Genomic DNA, 19,510 nt, shown 5'->3' with positions numbered 1-19,510 from the left:
GCCCGCGTGCGCGGGCCCGACAAGTCAGGCGAGGTTGGATCTGCGCGGGTAGGCGATGCTGGGGTCGGTGAGGACGTTGATCACCGAGGGCAGACCACTGGCGAAGGCGCGTTCCAGCGCCGGACGAAGCTCCACGGGAGCCGCCACCAACTCGCCGTGGCCACCCAACGCCCGCGCCACCTCGTCATAGCGGGTCCCCGGTCGCAGCTCGGCCACCACCGAATACCCGTACAGCGCCTCCATCGGATGTTTCTCCAAGCCCCAGATCCCGTTGTTGCCGACCACCGACACCACCGGAATGTTATGCCGCACCAGGGTGTCCCATTCCATCCCGCTGAACCCGAATGCACCGTCGCCTTGCAACAGCACAACCTGACGTTCGGGTCGCGCCAGCTTTGCTGCCAGGGCGTAGCCGGGACCGGAACCAAGGCAGCCGAACGGGCCGCTGTCCAACCAACAGCCCGGCCGATAGCTATCGATCACTCGGCCTGCGTAGGAGCCGAAATCGCCGGCGTCGATAACGACGATGGCATCGCGGTCCAGCAGCGGCGCCAGTTCGGCGTACACCCGCATCGGATGCAGCGGGACGCGGTCGTCTGCCAGCTCGGCCTTCTCGAGAGCGCGCGCCGCCGTCTCGGCCGTCCGAAGTTCTTCCACCCAGCCCCGCTGGTTGTTTCCAGCCGATCCGACCAGGGCAGCCAGGATTGCGGCCAGATCTCCGTAGAGGCCGGCCGCAAGCTGCCGCGGATGCGGGCGTTCGGGTTGCACACGGTCAACCACGACGAGCTGCGTCTGCGGTCCGAACACGGACCCGAATCCCAGCCGAAAATCCATGGGCACGCCGACGATCAGCGCGACATCGGCTTCCCGCAGCGCTGTTGACCGGGCCCGAGAGAACGCCAGCGGGTGGTCGGCGGGCACCGCCCCACGGGCCATTCCGTTCATCAGCACCGGGATTCGGCGCTCCTCGGCAAGCCGCAACAGCGCGTCCTCGGCCTGTCCCCACCAGACGTTGGTGCCGGCCATGATGACCGGGCGCTGGGCCTGGGACAGCAATTCGGCCGCCCGCTGGAGATTCCGGCCGTCGGGGGCCGGTGTGGGCGGCCGCTGTGCCAGGGCGCCTGGCCGGCCGTCATCTTCCGACATCGAAAACACGTGATCCATTGGAAAATCGATGAAAGCCACGCCGGACGGGGCACTCACCGCGGCTCGCAGCGCCTCGTCAATGAGCCTGCCCGCGTCCTGGGCGGACTGTGCGGTGGCGGCAAAGCGGGTCAGCGGCGCGACAAAAGGTACGTGGTCGATCTCCTGCAGGGAGCCCATCCCCCACCGCGATGCCGGTGCCCGACCACCCAGGATCACCAAGGGCGACTGGTTCTGCTGCGCGGCGGCCATCGCGCTCATCCCGTTGGTGACGCCTGGACCTGCGGTCAATGCGGCCACGCCGGGCACCCTGGTCACCTTCGACCAGCCTTCCGCGGCGAAGGCTGCGGTCTGCTCGTGGCGGGTGTCGATCAACCGGATGCCTTCCTCGCGGCAGCCGTCATAGACCGAAAACAAGTGGCCGCCCGACAGGGTGAAGACGGTGTCGATACCGCTGGCCTTGAGCCTGCGGGCGATTAGCCGGCCGGCATGAATGGTCGCAGCGGCGGTGACCTCGATGCTCGTATCCCTCATATTCGGAAAGCCTAGCTAGCTCCTTCGGGTACCTTCGCCGAAGGATTTCTGTTGCGCAATACGCCAAACACCTCGACCGTGAGGAGTATCGACCTTGGGTCCGACGCCGTTTTCGCCCTCCATCGACTGGTCCAGGGCAATCGTGGATTCCCTGTTCTGGGTCGGTAAGGCCTGGGCCATCAGTGCCGTATGCTTGATCGTCGCGCTGGTTTTGTTCAAATATTTGACGCCGTGGGGCCAGCAATTCTGGCGCATCACTGCCCAGTACTTCATCGGTCCCAACAGCATTCGGGTGTGGTTGATGCTCGGCGTGCTGTTGTTCTCGGTGGTGCTAGCCGTGCGCCTGAACGTGTTGTTCAGCTATCAGGGCAACGACATGTACACCGCCTTGCAGAAGGCGTTCCAGGGCACCGCGGCCGGCGATGACGCGGTGAGACGTTCGGGCGTTCGCGGATTTTGGATGTCCATCGGGGTTTTCAGCGTTATGGCCGTGATACACGTGGCCCGGGTGATGGCCGATATTTATCTGACACAGCGCTTTATTATCGCTTGGCGGGTGTGGTTGACCGACCACCTCACCAAGGACTGGCTCACCGGCAAGGCCTACTACCGGGATTTGTTTATCGACGAAACGATCGACAACCCCGACCAGCGTATCCAGCAGGACATCGATATTTTCACCGCAGGAACCGGTGGCGGCCCGAATCAGCCGTCCAACGGGACGGCTAGCACGCTGCTGTTTGGGGCCGTGCAATCGATCATCTCGGTGATTTCGTTTACCGCCATCCTGTGGAACCTGTCCGGGACGCTCACGCTTTTTGGCGTGTCCTTCCCGCGCGCCATGTTCTGGACCGTGCTGATCTACGTCTTGGTGGCGACCATCATCTCCTTCGTCATCGGACGTCCACTGATTTGGCTCAGCTTCCGCAACGAAAAGCTCAATGCCGCTTTCCGTTACGCGCTGGTGCGGTTGCGGGATGCCGCCGAGGCGGTGGGCTTCTATCGCGGTGAGCGGATGGAGGGTGCGCAGTTGGCGAGGCTGTTCCGGCCGGTCATTCTCAACTACCGTCGTTATGTTCGGCGCAGTATCGCGTTCAATGGCTGGAACTTGTCGGTGAGTCAGACAATCGTTCCCTTGCCGTGGGTGATCCAGGCGCCTCGACTGTTCACCGGACAGATCGATTTCGGCGATGTGGGCCAGACGGCGACCGCCTTCGGCAACATCCACGATTCGTTGTCGTTCTTCCGCAACAACTACGACGCGTTTGCGTCTTTCCGGGCCGCGATCATCCGGTTGCACGGTCTGGTGGACGCCAATGAAAAGGGCCGCGCGCTACCGGCGGTGTTGACCCGGGCGAGTAACGACGAGTCCGTTGAGCTGACCGATGTCGAGGTTCGTACCCCCGCCGGCGACCGGCTGATAGATCCGCTCGATGTGCGGCTCGCCCGTGGTGACTCGTTGGTGATCACCGGGCGTTCAGGATCGGGTAAGACCACGCTGTTACGCAGCCTGGCGGAATTGTGGCCGTACGCCACGGGAACCTTGAGTCGCCCGGATGGCGACAACGACACGATGTTCTTATCGCAGTTGCCCTATGTGCCGTTGGGCACGCTGCGAGGCGTGGTGTGCTACCCGAATTCGCCCGACGACATTGCGGACGAGACCGTGCGGGACACGCTGACAAAGGTTGCGCTTGCTCCGTTGTGCGACCGACTCGACGAAGAACGCGACTGGGCCAAAGTGCTCTCCCCCGGTGAGCAACAGCGGGTTGCCTTTGCCCGCATCCTGTTGACCAAACCCAAAGCGGTCTTCCTCGACGAAAGCACGTCGGCGCTGGATACCGGCCTAGAGTTCGCGCTGTACGAGCTGCTGCGCAGCGAACTGCCGGACTGCATTGTGGTCAGCGTCAGTCATCGACCCGCGCTCGAGCGGCTGCACGACCAACAGCTCGAATTGCTTGGCGGCGGCCCGTGGCGGCTGCACCCGGTGGAAAAGGAACCCGCACAGGTCTAGCTGGCCGGCGCGGGCACTGGCCGACCGGCGGAGTGCTGGCGGCCGGAGCCGATGAGGTGTCGGTTGTGGTGTATGCGCATTGTTCCGTCGCCGCACGCACCAACCTCGGTGATCGGCCATAGCCAGTGACGGACACTGCCAATCGCGATTGGAGTTCGGGTGTCCGTAACCGGAATTATTCGCCGCCCTACGAATTGCTGCCGACTCTGATGCCGAATCCCGTTTAATCGGTTATCGACGTGAGGGGCTTCCTGGACCTTTGCGATTCACATGAATTGCGGATGACCGGCCGGTCGCCGCAATGGGATCTCGGGAATGCACCAGCACTCATCAATGCGTTTGGTATGCCGTGTTTTTTGGGGCAGTGCGTCGTGTCGCGGCGCCGTGTCCGAGCATGTCAGACCCCGACATAGGGCGCCCGAACGGGTGACTCGATAGCTGCTAATTAGCGCGCCGACGACACTACGATAATTCAGTCGGAAGTGAATTTATCTCCGCGCTCGATTTGAATCGAATTGGTGTATTGGCGCGTACGGTGGTGTCTCAATAGGGCGAAGGTGTATTTGGCCTGTCTGGTCGTGGGTATTTGTTGGGTTTGTTGGTGGGAGGAGTGTGGGATGTCGTTTGTGGTGGCGGTGCCGGAGATGGTGGCGGCGGCGGTGTCGGATGTGGCTGGTGTTGGGGCGATGATCGATGCGGCGAATGCGGCGGCGGCTGGGGCGACGGTGGGGATTGCGGCTGCTGGTGGGGATGAGGTGTCGGCGGCGATTGCGGCGTTGTTTTCCGGGCATGCGCAGGCCTATCAGCGGGTCGGTGCTGAGGTGGCGGTGTTTCATGCGCGGTTTGAGCAGGCGTTGTCGGTGGGTGCGCGGGCGTATTCGGGTGCTGAGGCGGCTAATGCGGCGTTGTTGCAGGATCCGTTGCAGGGCTTGGTTGCTGCGGTTAATGGGTCTGTTGAGCAGTGGACTGGGCGTCCGTTGGTTGGCAATGGTGCTAACGGTGCGCCGGGGTCGGGGGCCGATGGGGCTGCGGGTGGGTGGTTGTTGGGTGATGGTGGGGCTGGTGGGTCGGGGGCTGTGGGTCAGGCCGGTGGTAATGGTGGGGCGGCCGGGTTGATCGGTGGTGGGGGTGCCGGTGGCGCCGGCGGCAACTCGCCATCGGGCGACGGCGGTGCCGGTGGGACCGGCGGTGCCGGTGGTTGGTTGTGGGGCGACGGCGGCGCTGGTGGGACCGGCGGTGCCGGTCAATTTGCCGCTGGCGGCAGCGCGATCGGCGGGGCCGGCGGGGCCGGCGGCGCTGGTGGGTTGTTCGGTGCGGGCGGGCACGGCGGCGCCGGCGGGAGCGGTTTTGCCGCCGATGGGTTGGGTGGTGCCGGCGGAGCCGGCGGGGATGGCGGCGCCGGTGGGGCGTTGGGCGGGCTAGTCGGTGCCGGCGGCGGGCTTGGTGGCGCCGGCGGGGCCGGTGACACCGACGGTGGTGCCGGTGGCGCCGGCGGCATTGGGGGTCTGGTGGGCGGCCGGGGTGGGTCCGGTGGTGCGGGCGGGTTCGGCGACCTCGGCAATGCGGGGCGGGGCGGTGCCGGCGGTGATGCAGGTCTCTTGTTCGGCGCCGGCGGCGCTGGTGGGGCCGGTGGAACCAGCATCGCCGGCCTTGGCGGGGCGGGCGGTGCCGGTGGCGACGCCGGGGCACTGTTCTCCAGCGGTGGTGCCGGTGGAAACGGCGGCTACGGGGCCACCGACGGCGGCGCCGGCGGGGCCGGCGGCAATGCGGGCTGGGTGGGCAACGGTGGGATCGGTGGCTTTGGCGGCTTCGGCCAGACCGTACACGGCGGCGCCGGCGGGTCGGGCGGCGCCGGTGGTCAGCTGATTGGCAACGGCGGTGCCGGCGGGTCGGGCGGGGACAGTGTCGCAATCAGCGGGGTTGGCGGTGCCGGTGGAAATGGGGTGCTAATCGGTAATGGCGGCAATGGCGGTATTGGCGGCGCCGGTCCGACGCCAGGCGGAGACGGATCCGGCGGAACCAGTGGCCTACTGCTGGGCCTGGATGGGTTCAACCCCCCAGCCAGCAACTCACCCCTCCATGACCTGCAACAACAGGCGATCGCAGCGATCAACGCGCCGTCCCAGGCACTCACTGGACGCCCGCTGATCGGCAACGGCACTCCGGGGGCGGCCGGCAGCGGGGTCGACGGCACGGCGGGCGGCTGGCTACTCGGTGACGGCGGGGCCGGCGGATCGGCAGCGGCAGATACAGCCCTGCCCGGTGGGGCAGGCGGGGACGCCGGGCTGATCGGCACCGGCGGCACCGGTGGAGCAGGCGGGGTCTCGCTCATCGGTGATGGCGGGGCCGGCGGGTCCGGTGGAGTCGGCGGATGGCTGCTTGGCGACGGCGGGGTTGGCGGGGCGGGCGGGTTTTCCGCGGCCGGCGCGGGCGGTGCCGGTGGGTCCGGCGGTGCGGGTGGACTGCTGGGCGCCGGTGGGCCCGGCGGCGTCGGCGGAGCCGGCTTTGGTGCAACAGGTGGGGCCGGCGGGCCCGGCGGATCTGGTGGGCTGTTGAGCGGGTTGGCTGGCGCTGGCGGAGGTGACGGCGGGACCGGTGGATTTGGTTCCGGCAACGGAGGACATGGTGGAACCGGCGGTGCCGCGGGCCTATTCGGCGTCGGTGGTGCCGGTGGGAGCGGAGGAGTCAACAAATTCTCCGGGTTCGCCGGGGGCGCCGGCGGCGCCGGCGGAGACGCCGGCTTGCTGCTCGGCAGCGGCGGGGTCGGTGGGGTCGGCGGAACCGGATTCAAGGGCGACGGTGGCATGGGTGGGATGGGCGGCGCGGCCGGTCTGCTGCTCTCCGATGGCGGGTCAGGAGGGTTCGGCGGACTCGGTGCCAACGGTGGGGGTGCGGGCGGGCCCGGCGGCAAGGCGGGGATGCTCGGCTACGGCGGGAGTGGCGGCGCCGGCGGAGTCGGTCTTATCGACGGCGGCGGCGCCGGTGGGTCGGGGGGTAGCGGTGGACAGCTACTGGGCGGCGGCGGATCCGGCGGCCAGGGCGGAGTTGGCGAAGCCGGCGGCAAAGGAGGCGACGGTGGGGACGGCGGCAACGCTGTGTTGGTCGGCACTGGGGGTAACGGTGGCAATGCCGGGGCTGGATCACCCGTCGGAATCCCCGGCACCGGTGGCAACGCCGGGTTTCTGCTGGGGGCCAACGGGATTGACGGGTTGACCTAGTCGGGTTTGGCGCGGCGGTGGGCCAAACGCTGAGGTCATGGTCTACGACGCGGAGATCGCCAGCCACTCGCGAGATGAGTTGCGCATCTCTCCCGTCGGCCATCTCGGGACGTGAGCAGCAGGAACCCAACGAGAGCGCGTGGCTTGGGTTTACTTGTTGAATTCGAATTTAACGGCAGCGGGTTGAATATTCTGTGAGCGATGAATTGGTGCGGATCGTGGCCCGCTGCGATGCGGTCATTGAAGTTATCGCGAACCGCGCGCCGCGTAGATATTTGCAATTCGATGAATTGTGACTTTTCCGATCCGACGGTGCTAGGCGTGAGGGTCGCGCGTTGTGCCGCCAGTACCGTGTCGGTGCCGACCTGACCGATAGCCGTGGCCTCGGTTTGGTAGAAAAACCTGTCCAACAAGCTACTTCGTAGCTTGCGTCGACCGCAAGCCGTCAGCGGCAGTGCGAACGATGAGGATTCCGAGGCCCGCATCGGCGTTTGCGCCCCAGGTGATTTCGCCCGTGTCTGCACCGTCCCGGAGTCAATATGAATTCAATCGATTGAGAATTAAAAGATTCTGTGATTTGAATCGAATTGGCGTATTGGCGCGTACGGTGGTGTCCCAATAGGGCGAAGGTGTATTTGGCCTGTCTGGTCGTGGGTATTTGTTGGGTTTGTTGGTGGGAGGAGTGTGGGATGTCGTTTGTGGTGGCGGTGCCGGAGATGGTGGCGGCGGCGGTGTCGGATGTGGCTGGTGTTGGGGCGATGATCGATGCGGCGAATGCGGCGGCGGCTGGGGCGACGGTGGGGATTGCGGCTGCTGGTGGGGATGAGGTGTCGGCGGCGATTGCGGCGTTGTTTTCCGGGCATGCGCAGGCCTATCAGCGGGTCGGTGCTGAGGTGGCGGTGTTTCATGCGCGGTTTGAGCAGGCGTTGTCGGTGGGTGCGCGGGCGTATTCGGGTGCTGAGGCGGCTAATGCGGCGTTGTTGCAGGATCCGTTGCAGGGCTTGGTTACTGCGGTTAATGGGTCTGTTGAGCAGTGGACTGGGCGTCCGTTGGTTGGCAATGGTGCTAACGGTGCGCCGGGGTCGGGGGCCGATGGGGCTGCGGGTGGGTGGTTGTTGGGTGATGGTGGGGCTGGTGGGTCGGGGGCTGTGGGTCAGGCCGGTGGTAATGGTGGGGCGGCCGGGTTGATCGGTGGTGGGGGTGCCGGTGGCGCCGGCGGCAACTCGCCATTGGGTGACGGCAGGCCCGGCGGAACCGGTGGCACTGGCGGGGCCGGTGGCCTGCTGTTTGGCGCTGGTGGTGTCGGCGGTGCCGGCGGGGCGAGCTTTGTTTCCGGTGGTGTCGGAGGCGCGGGTGGCGCGGGCGGACTGTTCGGTGCCGGCGGGATCGGCGGGGTTGGCGGGTCGGGCAACGTCGGCGGCGCCGGTGGGGCTGGAGGAGACGGCGGTCTGCTGGCCGGATTGCTCGGTGCCGGTGGCGGTGACGGCGGCACCGGGGGCCTCGGCGCCCGAGGCGGCGACGGTGGCGCCGGCGGGTCTGGTGGCCTGGTCACCGGCCCAGGTGGATCGGGCGGGGCCGGCGGTACGGGCGCCGCCTTGGGCGGGGCCGGCGGCGCTGGCGGCAACGCTGGCCTGCTGTTCGGGGCGGGGGGCGCCGGTGGGGGCGGCGGATACTCCTTCAACGGTGACGGGGGCGCCGGAGGTAATGGCGGCAATGCCGGGCTGATGTTGTCCAGCGGTGGGTCTGGCGGGGCGGGCGGAACCGGGTCCATCGACGGCGGTGCCGGCGGGGCCGGCGGGGACGCCGGCTGGCTGGGCGGCGGTGGCGCCGGCGGCGCCGGCGGCTTCGGGGAGGTAAACCAAGGCGGTGCCGGCGGGCGGGGCGGTGTTGGCGGACAGCTGCTGGGTAATGGTGGGGCCGGCGGTGCCGGCGGACAGGGGTCCGATGACGGTGGCGCCGGCGGAGCCGGGGGCAACGGTGTGCTGATTGGCAATGGCGGCAATGGCGGTGTCGGCGGGGCCGGCCCCACCGCGGGTGGTGACGGCGCCGGAGGGACCAGCGGGTTGCTGTTGGGTGCCGATGGCTTCAACGCCCCGGTCAGCACCTCGCCGGTGCACACGCTTCAACAACAAGCTCTGGCTGCGGTCAATGCCCCCGTTCAGGAACTGACCGGGCGTCCGCTGATCGGCAACGGCGCTCCCGCGGCGGCCGGTAGCGGGGCCGCCGGAGCGGCGGGTGGGTGGCTGCTGGGGGACGGTGGGGCTGGTGGATCCGCCGCTGCCAGCACCGGCCTGCCGGGTGGTGCCGGTGGCGACGCCGGGTTGATCGGTGCCGGTGGAGCCGGTGGGGCCGGCGGGTTCTCTGCGATCATCGGTGGCCCCGGCGTGCCCGGTGCAGTCGGCGGTGCCGGCGGGGCGGGCGGCTGGCTCCTCGGGGACGGTGGCGCCGGCGGGGCCGGCGGATTCTCAGCGTTTGGCGACGGCGGCGATGGTGGCGCTGGCGGCGCCGGCGGCCTGCTCGGCGCCGGTGGAGTTGGCGGAACCGGTGGTGCAAGCACCAGCCTCGGTCTCGGCGGGACTGGCGGTGAGGGTGGGGCCGGCGGGGCCGGCGGGCTCTTGGGTGGGTTGTTTGGGTCCGGCGGCGGTGACGGCGGTGGGGGCGGGTTTAGTGGGGGCAGTGATGGCGCCGGCGGGGCCGGCGGGACTGGCGGGAATGCCGGCCTGCTAGGTGGCCCCGGCGGGGCCGGCGGGACCGGCGGCGATGGGCTTGCCAACCTGGCGCTGAACGCCAACGGTGGTGCCGGGGGTGCTGGCGGTAACGCCGGGTTGTTGTTTGGCTCCGGTGGGGCCGGCGGCGCGGGAGGCACCGGCGGCGTCGGCTCCAGCGGTGGCGTCGGAGGCGCTGGTGGGCATGGTGGCAACGCTGGGTTGCTGTTCTCCGATGCCGGCGCCGGCGGATTTGGCGGCTTCGGCGGCACTGGCGGCGGAAGCGGCGGGGCCGGCGGCGCCGCCGGCTGGTTCGGCGCGGGTGGTGCCGGCGGTGCCGGTGGAGGCTCGAATGGAGACGGCGGTGACGGCGGGGCCGGCGGGGCCGGAGCGCAACTGTTCGGCAACGGAGGCGCCGGCGGAGCCGGCGGGGATGGCAGGCTGCTCGGGAGTGTCGGCATCGGCGGTACTGGTGGCAAGGGCGGCGATGCCGTACTGATTGGCGACGGTGGTAACGGTGGTAACGGCGGCTTGGGTACACCCTCGGGCGGCGCCGGGGCCGGGGGCACCGGCGGATTGCTGCTTGGCGAGAACGGGATTGATGGCGGGTTCGCCCCGCCGGCGACGCAAATCGTGTTGCTCGGCGGAAGTCTGCCGTCGCCGGAGGCCTAGGTTCCCGGCGGCCCGCCCGCACCGACGGGACAGGGCGTCCCGATTTCCAGCCGGCGCACCTACCTCATCACCGGCTCGCCGGCAGGGTCAGAACACGTGCAGCGGTTCGCGCTGGCTCAGGCGTCAGTGCCCAACGCCGCGGCCGCGTGTGCTCCGGCGAGCCGGCCGAAGAACGAGCCCTCCCCCAGCTGGGTACCGCTGGCGTAGCCCTTGCCGTCTTGAGCGATGTTGGAGGCGCATGCTCCGACCGCGTACAAACCAGGCACCACCGTGCCGTCGGCGCGCCGCACTTGCCCGTTCACCGAGGTGGCCAGCCCGCCGACGGTGAATCCGGCGTACATCGCCTTGCCCAACGACATGTCGAAGGCGCCCCACGGCCCGTGGTCCTGCGGCGCCAAAAATTCGGGCTGCTTGTGAAAGTCGGGATCCTCGCCAAAGGCGGCATAGCTGTTGTAACGCTCCAGAGTGGCGGCCAGGTTGCCCCGCGGAATGCCAAGTGCCGCTTCCATTTCAGCGACTGTCTCCCAGCCGTCGATCAACGGGACCAGCGGCATTTTCGGGTGCTCAAGATGGGCCTCGTCGACGATCAAATACGCCGCGCTGTCGGGCTGGTCCATGATGAATCCCGCGGTCCTGGAGTGGTAGGAGTCCTCGGCGACGAACCGTTGTCCGAGTTTGTTGACGATGATCCCGGTGAGCAGGATCGACGGCGGGTATGGCGGAGCAGTAATGAAGATCTGATCCATGTGCTCGGTGGCGCCCCCGGCCGAGACACCCATCCGGATGCCAAGACCGTCGTCGTAGGTGTTGCCGAGTACGAATGGCTTCTCCGCCAATTTCGGGGTGTACTTGGCGACCATCTCCGGGTTCATCACGAATCCCCCGGCCGCGATGATCACCGACTTCGCCTTGATTGCACCGGTTTCGGCGAACCGCTTCCACACCACGCCGGTCACCGTGCCCAACGGATCGACAATGAGTTCGGTCGCACCCGTCTCATAGCGGATTTGCACCCCGAGGCTAGCGGCCCGCTTGAGCAGTAGGTCGATCACCATGCTGGCACCGCCGGTGTCACCGGGAACCGGCACCTTGTGGCCGCGCGGTGCGGGGACGGCCTTTTCGAGGAACGGCCAGACCTTCTCGTTGCCGGTGTACATGAGTCCTTCGGTGTTCGGCTGAATCACCGCCTTGCCCGGGAAGTAGCTTCGCTCGAATTGAAAGCCGAGGTCTTCGAGCCAGTTGAAGTGTTCGACACTGGCGTCGCAGTAGGCGCGAATCTTGGCGTGATCGGGCCGACGCGACACCGCGACCAGATACTTGTACATCTCGTCGGGTGAGTCGGGATGGCCGGTGGCCTGTTGCACGGCGGTCCCGCCGCCCAGATAGAAATGCCCCCCGGCCAACGATGTGGTACCGCCCGCCGTGGCGGCACGTTCGAGCACCAGCACCCGCGCTCCGGCCCCTCTTTGCTGGGCCGCGCTTACCGCCGCGCAGCCGCCGGCAATACCGAATCCGATCACCACCACGTCGACGTCGTCCGACCAGGAGGTGACCGTGCTCGCGTCGACGGTCGCTGGGATGTCGGTGTTCACCGTTGCTCCTGTTTGATGTAGTCGTAAAACGCCTTGATCTCTGGGGAGAAGTACGCGATCTCCACAAAGGGAACCCCCGCGTGTGGCGCCGCCACATAGGCGAACTGGATGCCACCGGGCATCACCCCGCGCTGCACCACCGTGGCGCCGTGCTGTGCTGCCGCAGCTACGGCGGTCTCGAACCGCTCTGGGGTTTCGGCTTCCATACAGACGTGGTGCAAGCCCGGACCGGAGGCCCGCAAATAATCACTATAGATATTCTCTCCGCGGACCGGTGAGATCAGCTCCAACTGCATGTCACCGAGATAGCTCAGTGAGATGCTCGCGATGAAATCGGCCGGCTTGCCGCGATAGCTGCAGGTATCCGCCGCAAAGTGCACATCGGGTATCCGTACCCACTTCCGAACGCCTAACAAGCCGGTGAGAGCCGTTTCGGTGGCATCCAGATCCTGGGTAACCCATGCGATCTGTGTTGGCGCCTGAGCGGAAAAGTTCATCGTCTCGCAGGATAACTCAGCCTTCTGAACGCAGAAAGGGTCAGGAGTAACCTTTGCCGTCATGGCCAGCTGTCGGCCCCGCGAGGCCGAGTGAACACGTTCTAGTTCTCCAGCAAGCGCGCAACCCGACGACGATCCGTGCGCCCCGGCCGAACCCGTTCGGACCCCAAATCGATTGGGTTGGACCACCCCGGTGTCTAACCGAGGAAGGGCGCTCCGAGATCTTGGTGGATCTGATCGAGGGTGGTGCGCCAGGACACCGCGGCCGGGAAATCCCCCCACACACTGTTGAAGATGCCGACAAGTTGTCCGGGACCGCCACCGGCCAGATACACCGGTCCGCCCGAATCGCCCCGCTGGCTGGTCACCCCCCCGGTCATGGTGAACCACCCGTTGTTGACGCTCTCGACGGTCCCGCAGGTCTCACCCGTGCTGATACCGAAGTGGCAGACCGGCTGACCCGGCGCAAGCGCCAAGCCGGGCGATGACGTCAGCGCTCGGCCACCCGGCAAAATGTTGCTCAATCTGACATCGTCGACCAGCGCAATGGCCTCGTAGTCATCGATGGATTGGTCGGTCGCCACGGTGGAACCGTTGGGTGTGTTGTCGCGAAACGATTGAAGATGGCCGATGACATTGTTCGCGCGGTCGGTGACTGCTCCCTGGCCTCGACAGTGGCCCGCCGAGAAAGCCATGTGCATCGCGGGGTCGACATACGCCAGGGTGCAGACGTGGATGTCTTGGTGGATTTCCATGCCCGGGAAAACCAGTGGCGGCTCGGCGCGGGCGGTAGGTGCCCACACGCAGGCTAGGGCGGCGACGGTCGCCGATGTGACAATCGCGCGCAGTGGCAGGCGGCCCACCATGGACTCCATCCTTCGTGGCCAGCTCAACAGCCGACCGCAGCTTGAGGTTACGGCGTTTCCCACCCTGACGCATGGCTTTTCGTCGTGGGCGCCGCCGCCGTTACATGGCCCAGCGCGCCGCTAGCGGGACGCGGCCACCGGGACGGCATCATGAGGGGGCGCGGTCGTGGACGGGTGCGGTTGCCAACCCGGCGGTCCGAAGACGTAACCGAGCCGGTCACGCAGGCGCGTGGCCGACCGCCAGTCGCGCGCAATCGCCACGTATTCACGGGTCTGCAGCTGCCAGATGTTGAACGTGTCGACCGGCTTGGTCAGCCCGTAATGCGGACGCGTGATCTCCGCCTGGAAACTGCGAAATAGCCGATCCCAAATGATCAGGATGCCCCCGTAGTTCCTGTCCAAGTACATTTGGTCCATCCCGTGGTGCACCCGATGATGCGACGGAGTGTTGAAAATGAACTCGAACCATCGCGGCAGCTTGGTGATCCGCTCGGTGTGTACCCAGAACTGGTAGATGAGGCTCACCGAGAAACCAAAGAACACCATCCAGGGCGGCAACCCGATGAGCGGCAATGGCACCCACATGAGCACCTCGCCGCTGTTGTTCCACTTCTGGCGCAACGCGGTGGCGAAGTTGAAGTATTCGCTGGAGTGGTGAGCTTGGTGAGTTGCCCAGATCAGCCGGACACGGTGGGCCATCCGGTGGTAGGTGTAATAGAGCAGGTCGACTCCCACGATCGCAATCACCCACGTGTACCAGCGGTTCGGCGACAGGTGCCACGGGGCGACAAAGGCGTAGAGGGCCGCGTAGCCCAGCAGAGCCAGGGGCTTCCACCCAGCGGTGGTGGCCAGGGACACCAGGCCCATCGAGATGCTGGCCACCGAATCGCGCCTGTGGTATGCGCCGGTCGCCGGCCGCGACCTGCGGGCGATCTGTGTGGTCGGTGTCTTCGCCGTAGTTGTTGCAGCTGCCTCGGTCGTCTCCAGTTTGCGAGCGGCGGTCCATTCGAGAACCAGCAAAAACAGAAAAAATGGAATGGCGAACAGCACCGGATCCCGCATTTCCGCAGGCAACGCGGCCAAGAAGCCTGTGACGGCGCTCACCTTAGACAGCCTACTGATAACCCGCGTGCTGGCCTACCGTCCCGACACCGTACACGCTAGGACCTGATGGACCGCTCGACTCGAAAACCAACATTCACCCAGCGGCTGCTCCGTGCCACGGGCGTCCGCAAGAGGCTGTTCCCGCCGGCGAAGCTGGATCGCTGGGCCCGGCATCCGCGGCCACCGTACAGCGGTCGGCCTCCCAGGCGGGTGCTGAAGAAGATCGCCGTCACCCGGGCAGACCTTGACGGCCGCCCGGTCTACGAGATCAGCCCGCGGCTGGGCGATCGCCAACCGACCGGACACTTGTTGTATCTGCACGGCGGCGCGTACGTGTTGGACCTGCTCCCCTATTTCCACTGGCCGGCAATTGCCAGGCTGGCGAACACCTTGGCGCGAACCATGACGGTGCCGATCTACCCCATCGCTCCCGAGCATAGCTACCGCGAGGTATTCCCTTTCCTGCTTCAGGTATATCGGCGGGTCCTGCAGACCCGAGACCCCAGTTCGATTGCGTTCATGGGCGATTCGGCGGGTGGGGGGATGGCATTTGCACTGTGCCATGCGGTGCGCGACGCGGGGCTTCCGCCGCCCACCGACGCGTTGCTGCTCTCGCCCTGGATGCACGCGGCGCTACCGGATCCCGCCGTACCGGCGGTCGCCAAAGTCGACCCCTTTCTCAACCCCGACGATCTGCGGGCGGCGGGCATCCGTTATGCCGGCGGTGATCCGTTGGACACAACCCTGGTAAGTCCGAGCATGGGACCGCTGGTCGGGTTGCCCCGCCTGACGGTTTTCACCGGCACCCACGATGTGCTCAATCCCGATGCCCGCGCGTTCCGCAGGCGGGCACAAGCAGAAGGCCTGGACGTCGGATGGTACGAACTCGAGGGGGGTTTACACGCGTGGATGCTCCTGCCCGGCCGTCAGGCGGCGGCGGCGTTGGCCGAGATGCGTCGGGTGCTGACAGGTTGATCCGGGTCCTGGTGATTGGCTCCGGTTTCGCGGGGCTGTGGGCCGCACTCGGCGCCGCCCGACGACTCGAAGAGCTCGCCGTCCCGCCGGGGACGGTCGCCATCACGGTGTTGAGCGCCAAACCGTTTCATGACATCAGGGTTCGCAACTACGAGGCCGACCTGACCGAGTGCCGCATCCCCCTGGCCGACGTGCTGGACCCCGTCGGTGTCGGGCACATCACCGCAGAGGTTGTGGGAATCGACTCCGACGCAAAAACTGTCACCACGTCATGCGGCCGAACATATGGCTATGACCGGTTGGTGCTCGCATCGGGCAGTCGGCTGATCAAGCCAGACCTACCAGGATTGGCCGAATTCGGATTCGATGTCGATAGCTACGACGCCGCGCTCCGACTGCAACACCATCTGCAAAGCCTGGCCACTGGTCCGCCGACCATCGCAGCGGCCACCGTCGCGGTGGTCGGTGCCGGGCTGACCGGAATCGAGACCGCATGCGAGCTGCCGAGTAGGCTCGAAGCATTGTTCGCCGGGCGGGCCGGCACGCCCCGAGTGGTGCTGGTTGACCACAATCGGTGGGTCGGTTCCGATATGGGTGCCGCAGCGCGGCCGGTGATCGAACAAGCCTTGTCCGACAACGGTGTTCAGACCCGCACCGGGGTCAGCGTAGCCGCGGTCAGTGCGGCCGGGGTGTTGCTGTCATCGGGTGAGCGGCTCGAGGCGGGAACCGTGGTGTGGTGCGCTGGAATGCGGGCCAGCTCGCTCACACAACAATTGGCGGTACGCCGCGATCGACTGGGCCGGATCGAGGTCGACGACTACCTGCGGGCGACTGGAGTGCCCGCCATATTCGCTGCCGGCGACGTGGCTGCGGCGCGGATGGATGACCAGCACATGTCGGTGATGTCCTGCCAGCACGGGCGGCCAATGGGCCGCTATGCCGGGTACAACGTCATCAGCGATCTGTTCGATGAACCGATGCTTGCTCTTCGGATCCCTTGGTATGTAACAGTTCTCGATCTTGGTCCGGCGGGCGCGGTGTACACCGAGGGATGGGATCGGGTGGTGGTGTCGTGTGGCGCACAGGCCAAGGCCACCAAGCAAACCATTAACACACGACGCATCTACCCACCGCTGACTCGTAGCCGCGGCGACTTGTTGGCGGCCGCCGCGCCGGACCTGCAGTCTCGTCCCTAGACACCTCGATTGGACCGCAGTCAATCGGACTGCGAAGCCGGCAACAACGGATCGGCCTGATCGCCGGTGTACCAATGCACCGCGTAAATGCCGGGTTGCAAAGATAACTCGGCCACCAAGCGTTCCAGTTTGGCCGGGGTATGGCCGTTCATCAGGACGTGGGCGGTCAACGTGATGTTGTCGTCGCTGGCCTGTCCGGTGTGAATACCACGCAGGATAATGTCGTTGCGCGCGGTGTGTTGCACGATTTGGGCGCGTGCATACTTCGCCGACTTGGGCCGGCAGAGGATTTGTACCCGGTAGGGTTCTAGGCCCTCGTCTTCCTCGACCGCGCCATCGTGATCGATCAGTCGGCCCAACGGACGCCCGAGCACATGGATGGCGACGACGGTGCCGGTGGCGATCAGGGCGAACACCAGATGTCCGGAGGCGGCCAGTACGCCGACCGCAGCAGAGCACCACAGCGTGGCGGCAGTATTGAGGCCGCGGACATTGAATCCTTCGCGCAGAATCACTCCACCGCCGAGAAACCCGATTCCCGAAACGACATAGGAGGCAACCCGAGTCGGGCTGCTGTCTTCGGTGGCCGCGGCGTAGAGCACAAACAGGGTCGCTCCGGTGGCCACCAGCGCATTGGTGCGGAGCCCGGCCATGCGGGCCCGCCATTGCCGTTCCAGGCCGATGAGGGCGCCGCAGCCCATCCCCACTGCGAGCCGGAGCGCGAAGTCGGCGATGCTCAGGTTCTGCACTGCACCGCCCCCCTTTCCGACCGGCTAGACGGCGACCGCAGCTAACCACACGCGGGTTAACGGCAGGTGACAGGCGAACCGGTTGTATTGCGGCGCCTCCCGGGACGGGGGAATCGCGCCTGGCTTTGTGGTAGTGAATCAGGCCTGGTTGAGGTGGTGAGGACAATAAAACTTCGCCGCGAGCATGGCGAACTGGGACGCGGCCTCCATGTTGAAGCCAGGATTGTGGGTCTTTACGTCATGCACTAGCTCTAGGCCGGATTCGCCACCATCCAGGCACCAGCACACCGCTTTGGCGGATCCGATGGCTTGACCCGGGTCTGAATAGGTGATGCCGGCTTGTTGCAGAGCGGACAGGAAGCCGGCGTCGTCACCGTTCTCGTCCGGGTGGGCATACGCGGGCGCGGCCAAGCCGATCATGGCACACGCCCCCAGTAGCGCTAATACCGCTTTCATAGCTAACCATTCTCCCCTTCCGCGGCAACTTTGCCAGCTGTCGCATGGTGGCCGAAGCCGGCTCTCCGAAGGTGTTGCCGCCCGAACCGGTGACCGTTGTCGACGGGTGCCGTGACGGCGCGGAGCCACTCGTCGGCGATACCCGGCGCCATTCCGTTTGATGGCCTGAATACGTTGTCCAGCATCGGAACTAGTGACGAGCCGCGGCGAAGACCAGCGCGCATTCCGACGGACGTCGCCGATCTCAACGTCGCCACCGTGGGGGTTACCGAGACGAAGTTGGTTGCCAAATCGGACATGTCAGACATATCGATCCACCACTCGTTGTTCTGCTGAGTTGCGCCGGGGCGCTAGCCGCGCTGCGCATCCGAAGGTACGACTTTGGCTTTGTCACCTTTGGACAAGTGCACGGCATGGATGCCGGGTTTCTTTGCCAGTTGTTCCAGCAGGCTGTCCAGGCCCTCCTGATCCACGCTGTGGTGCTGAACGCTCTCGGGTTTCTCCGATATCTGTGCGACCAGACGCTTCAGTTTTTCCGGTGACGTGGCGTCCTTGAGGTCTTTGAGCGGGGCAAGACGCCCGCGGACGCCGGCGCGCTTATATGCGTCCGGCGCCGCCGCGCCGAAGGCACTGCCGAGCATGCCCGCGACCGCCATCGAACTCAGCAAGCTCCCTTCGCCGAGCGCTGCCGCGGGGACAGCTTCCGGCCCGGCGGCGGACAGGGCAGCAGCTACGGTCCGGATGGTGGGCGTGGCGGCGGCCCAGCTCGGCGGAACCGTCAATTTCCCGACCAGGGTGCCTCGTCCCCAGTGGACCGTCGGCCCGTCCGGCGATATCGCATTGAAAAGTGTGCCCTGGCCCCAGTGCGGACCGAGCCCCAGCCCACCCCCCAGCGCGTCCTTCGGGAGCGGGCCCAGCCCCGGGTGCGGAGCAAACTTGAGGAATTGGGAGGCCGGGAAGTTGATCAGCAGCCCGATGTCGTTGAAACCAGTGGTAAAGCCCAGCGGGGTTTTGATGGCGTTATACAAGCTCACATAGGTCGCCGCCCCGGTTGGCCCAAACAGACCGTTCAGCAGCGCTGTGACGGCGGCCGTATAGCCGGTGCTGAGGTCGGCCCCCAACTGCAGTAACCAGGAGATGGGGCCACTTGCCAGCAGATCTTGCACGGTAGCGGCCGGCGAACTGGCGGCGGCCTGGCCCACCGTCACGGCTTGACTGGCCACGCCGGTCGCGTTGACGACTTGCGGTGGCTCCGCAAACGGTGTCACCTCGCTGGCGGCCGCCGACGAGCTGGCGTAGCTGTCCATCGCGGTGGCGTCTTGTGCCCACATCTCGCCGTACTGCGCCTCGGTTGCGGCGATCGCCGCGGTATTTTGACCAAACAGATTGGTGGCCACCAGCATTGCCAATTGCGCGCGGTTGGCCGCGATCTCGACGGGTGGCACATGGGCGGCAAAGGCGGCCTCGTAGGCGGTTGCCGCCGCGGTGGCTTGTGCCGCCGCCTCGGCGGCTTGGGCTGCGGTGGCGCTCATCCACGTCGCATATGGCGCCGCCGCAGCGGCCATCGCCAGCGAGGAAGGACCGATCCACGGCCCGCTCGCCAGGCCTTCGATCACCGACGAATACGAGGCGGCCGTCGCCTGCAATTCGGCGGCTACCGCGTCCCAGGCCGCCGCGGCGGCCAGCATCGGTCCCGATCCGGCACCGGTGTACATCCGGCCCGAGTTGATCTCCGGCGGAAACGCTGCGTAGAACATGTCGGTACCCCTTACCTGGTCTTCTGCGCCGG

General features: G+C 66.6%; 13 protein-coding genes. 5 read left to right on the top strand and 8 right to left on the bottom strand.

What is annotated here, in order from left to right; translation table 11 throughout:
* Positions 1-24: 24 nt before the first annotated feature.
* Complete coding sequence (locus MB901379_RS12015) at positions 25-1,677, bottom strand: acetolactate synthase (RefSeq protein WP_158016902.1); 1,653 nt, start codon at positions 1,675-1,677, stop codon at positions 25-27.
* A gap of 94 nt (positions 1,678-1,771) precedes the next feature.
* Here MB901379_RS12015 and MB901379_RS12010 point away from each other — a divergent pair, with 94 nt between their 5' ends.
* The 3 genes from MB901379_RS12010 (at position 1,772) to MB901379_RS12000 (ending at position 10,286) form a co-directional block, all read left to right on the top strand.
* Complete coding sequence (locus MB901379_RS12010) at positions 1,772-3,691, top strand: ABC transporter ATP-binding protein/permease (protein ID WP_158016901.1); 1,920 nt, start codon at positions 1,772-1,774, stop codon at positions 3,689-3,691.
* A 617-nt stretch (positions 3,692-4,308) separates the two neighbouring features.
* Positions 4,309-6,909: a PE family protein gene (locus MB901379_RS12005; protein WP_158016900.1), complete on the top strand. Its 2,601-nt coding sequence runs from the start codon at positions 4,309-4,311 to the stop codon at positions 6,907-6,909.
* 689 nt (positions 6,910-7,598) lie between these two features.
* The gene (locus MB901379_RS12000; protein WP_158016899.1) at positions 7,599-10,286 is read left to right on the top strand and encodes a PE family protein; all 2,688 of its coding nucleotides are present in this window, start codon (positions 7,599-7,601) and stop codon (positions 10,284-10,286) included.
* Positions 10,287-10,402: 116 nt separating this feature from the next.
* Here MB901379_RS12000 and MB901379_RS11995 read toward each other — a convergent pair whose 3' ends face one another.
* The 4 genes from MB901379_RS11995 to MB901379_RS11980 form a co-directional block, all read right to left on the bottom strand.
* The gene (locus tag MB901379_RS11995) at positions 10,403-11,878 is read right to left on the bottom strand and encodes an FAD-binding protein (RefSeq protein ID WP_158016898.1); all 1,476 of its coding nucleotides are present in this window, start codon (positions 11,876-11,878) and stop codon (positions 10,403-10,405) included.
* Complete coding sequence (locus MB901379_RS11990; protein WP_158016897.1) at positions 11,875-12,375, bottom strand: VOC family protein; 501 nt, start codon at positions 12,373-12,375, stop codon at positions 11,875-11,877. The genes MB901379_RS11995 and MB901379_RS11990 overlap by 4 nt, the downstream gene beginning before the upstream one ends.
* A 197-nt stretch (positions 12,376-12,572) precedes the next feature.
* The gene (locus MB901379_RS11985) at positions 12,573-13,241 is read right to left on the bottom strand and encodes an Rv1815 family serine proteinase (RefSeq protein WP_158016896.1); all 669 of its coding nucleotides are present in this window, start codon (positions 13,239-13,241) and stop codon (positions 12,573-12,575) included.
* 120 nt (positions 13,242-13,361) lie between these two features.
* Positions 13,362-14,345 (bottom strand): sterol desaturase family protein, encoded by a 984-nt coding sequence (locus tag MB901379_RS11980; protein ID WP_197717794.1) that lies wholly within the window; start codon positions 14,343-14,345, stop codon positions 13,362-13,364.
* A 66-nt stretch (positions 14,346-14,411) separates the two neighbouring features.
* Between MB901379_RS11980 and MB901379_RS11975 the strand changes: the two genes are divergently transcribed.
* Both MB901379_RS11975 and MB901379_RS11970 read left to right on the top strand, forming a co-directional pair.
* Positions 14,412-15,320 carry an alpha/beta hydrolase fold domain-containing protein gene (locus tag MB901379_RS11975; protein WP_158016895.1) on the top strand — a complete coding sequence of 303 codons (909 nt, stop codon included), beginning with the start codon at positions 14,412-14,414 and terminating at the stop codon, positions 15,318-15,320.
* Positions 15,317-16,516 (top strand): NAD(P)/FAD-dependent oxidoreductase, encoded by a 1,200-nt coding sequence (locus tag MB901379_RS11970; RefSeq protein ID WP_158016894.1) that lies wholly within the window; start codon positions 15,317-15,319, stop codon positions 16,514-16,516. The genes MB901379_RS11975 and MB901379_RS11970 overlap by 4 nt, the downstream gene beginning before the upstream one ends.
* A 20-nt stretch (positions 16,517-16,536) precedes the next feature.
* On the opposite strand, the gene MB901379_RS11965 is transcribed toward MB901379_RS11970, so the two are convergent.
* The 3 genes from MB901379_RS11965 to MB901379_RS11955 all read right to left on the bottom strand — a co-directional run bounded on the left by MB901379_RS11965 (position 16,537) and on the right by MB901379_RS11955 (position 19,478).
* On the bottom strand, positions 16,537-17,265 hold the full coding sequence (locus MB901379_RS11965) for an MgtC/SapB family protein (protein WP_158016893.1): 729 nt from the start codon (positions 17,263-17,265) through the stop codon (positions 16,537-16,539).
* Positions 17,266-17,403: 138 nt separating this feature from the next.
* Entirely contained in the window at positions 17,404-17,721 is a 318-nt protein-coding gene (locus tag MB901379_RS11960; RefSeq protein WP_158016892.1) for a DUF732 domain-containing protein, read from the bottom strand.
* Between the two features lie 350 nt (positions 17,722-18,071).
* Entirely contained in the window at positions 18,072-19,478 is a 1,407-nt protein-coding gene (locus MB901379_RS11955; protein WP_158016891.1) for a PPE family protein, read from the bottom strand.
* Between the last annotated feature and the right edge of the window lie 32 nt (positions 19,479-19,510).

It is taken from the genome of Mycobacterium basiliense (assembly GCF_900292015.1).
In the GTDB taxonomy this organism is placed as follows: domain Bacteria; phylum Actinomycetota; class Actinomycetes; order Mycobacteriales; family Mycobacteriaceae; genus Mycobacterium; species Mycobacterium basiliense.
The sequence above is the reverse complement of the archived record's forward strand: the minus strand, read 5'-3'. Positions and strand labels throughout refer to the sequence as shown.

Bases quoted from the DNA above. Each gene is read 5' to 3' on its own strand.
- MB901379_RS12000 (WP_158016899.1), top strand. From the start codon at position 7,599: ATGTCGTTTGTGGTGGCGGTGCCGGAGATGGTGGCGGCGGCGGTGTCG.
- MB901379_RS11985 (WP_158016896.1), bottom strand. From the start codon at position 13,241: ATGGTGGGCCGCCTGCCACTGCGCGCGATTGTCACATCGGCGACCGTC.
- MB901379_RS11975 (WP_158016895.1), top strand. From the start codon at position 14,412: ATGGACCGCTCGACTCGAAAACCAACATTCACCCAGCGGCTGCTCCGT.
- MB901379_RS12015 (WP_158016902.1), bottom strand. From the start codon at position 1,677: ATGAGGGATACGAGCATCGAGGTCACCGCCGCTGCGACCATTCATGCC.
- MB901379_RS11990 (WP_158016897.1), bottom strand. From the start codon at position 12,375: ATGAACTTTTCCGCTCAGGCGCCAACACAGATCGCATGGGTTACCCAG.
- MB901379_RS11955 (WP_158016891.1), bottom strand. From the start codon at position 19,478: ATGTTCTACGCAGCGTTTCCGCCGGAGATCAACTCGGGCCGGATGTAC.
- MB901379_RS12005 (WP_158016900.1), top strand. From the start codon at position 4,309: ATGTCGTTTGTGGTGGCGGTGCCGGAGATGGTGGCGGCGGCGGTGTCG.
- MB901379_RS11960 (WP_158016892.1), bottom strand. From the start codon at position 17,721: ATGAAAGCGGTATTAGCGCTACTGGGGGCGTGTGCCATGATCGGCTTG.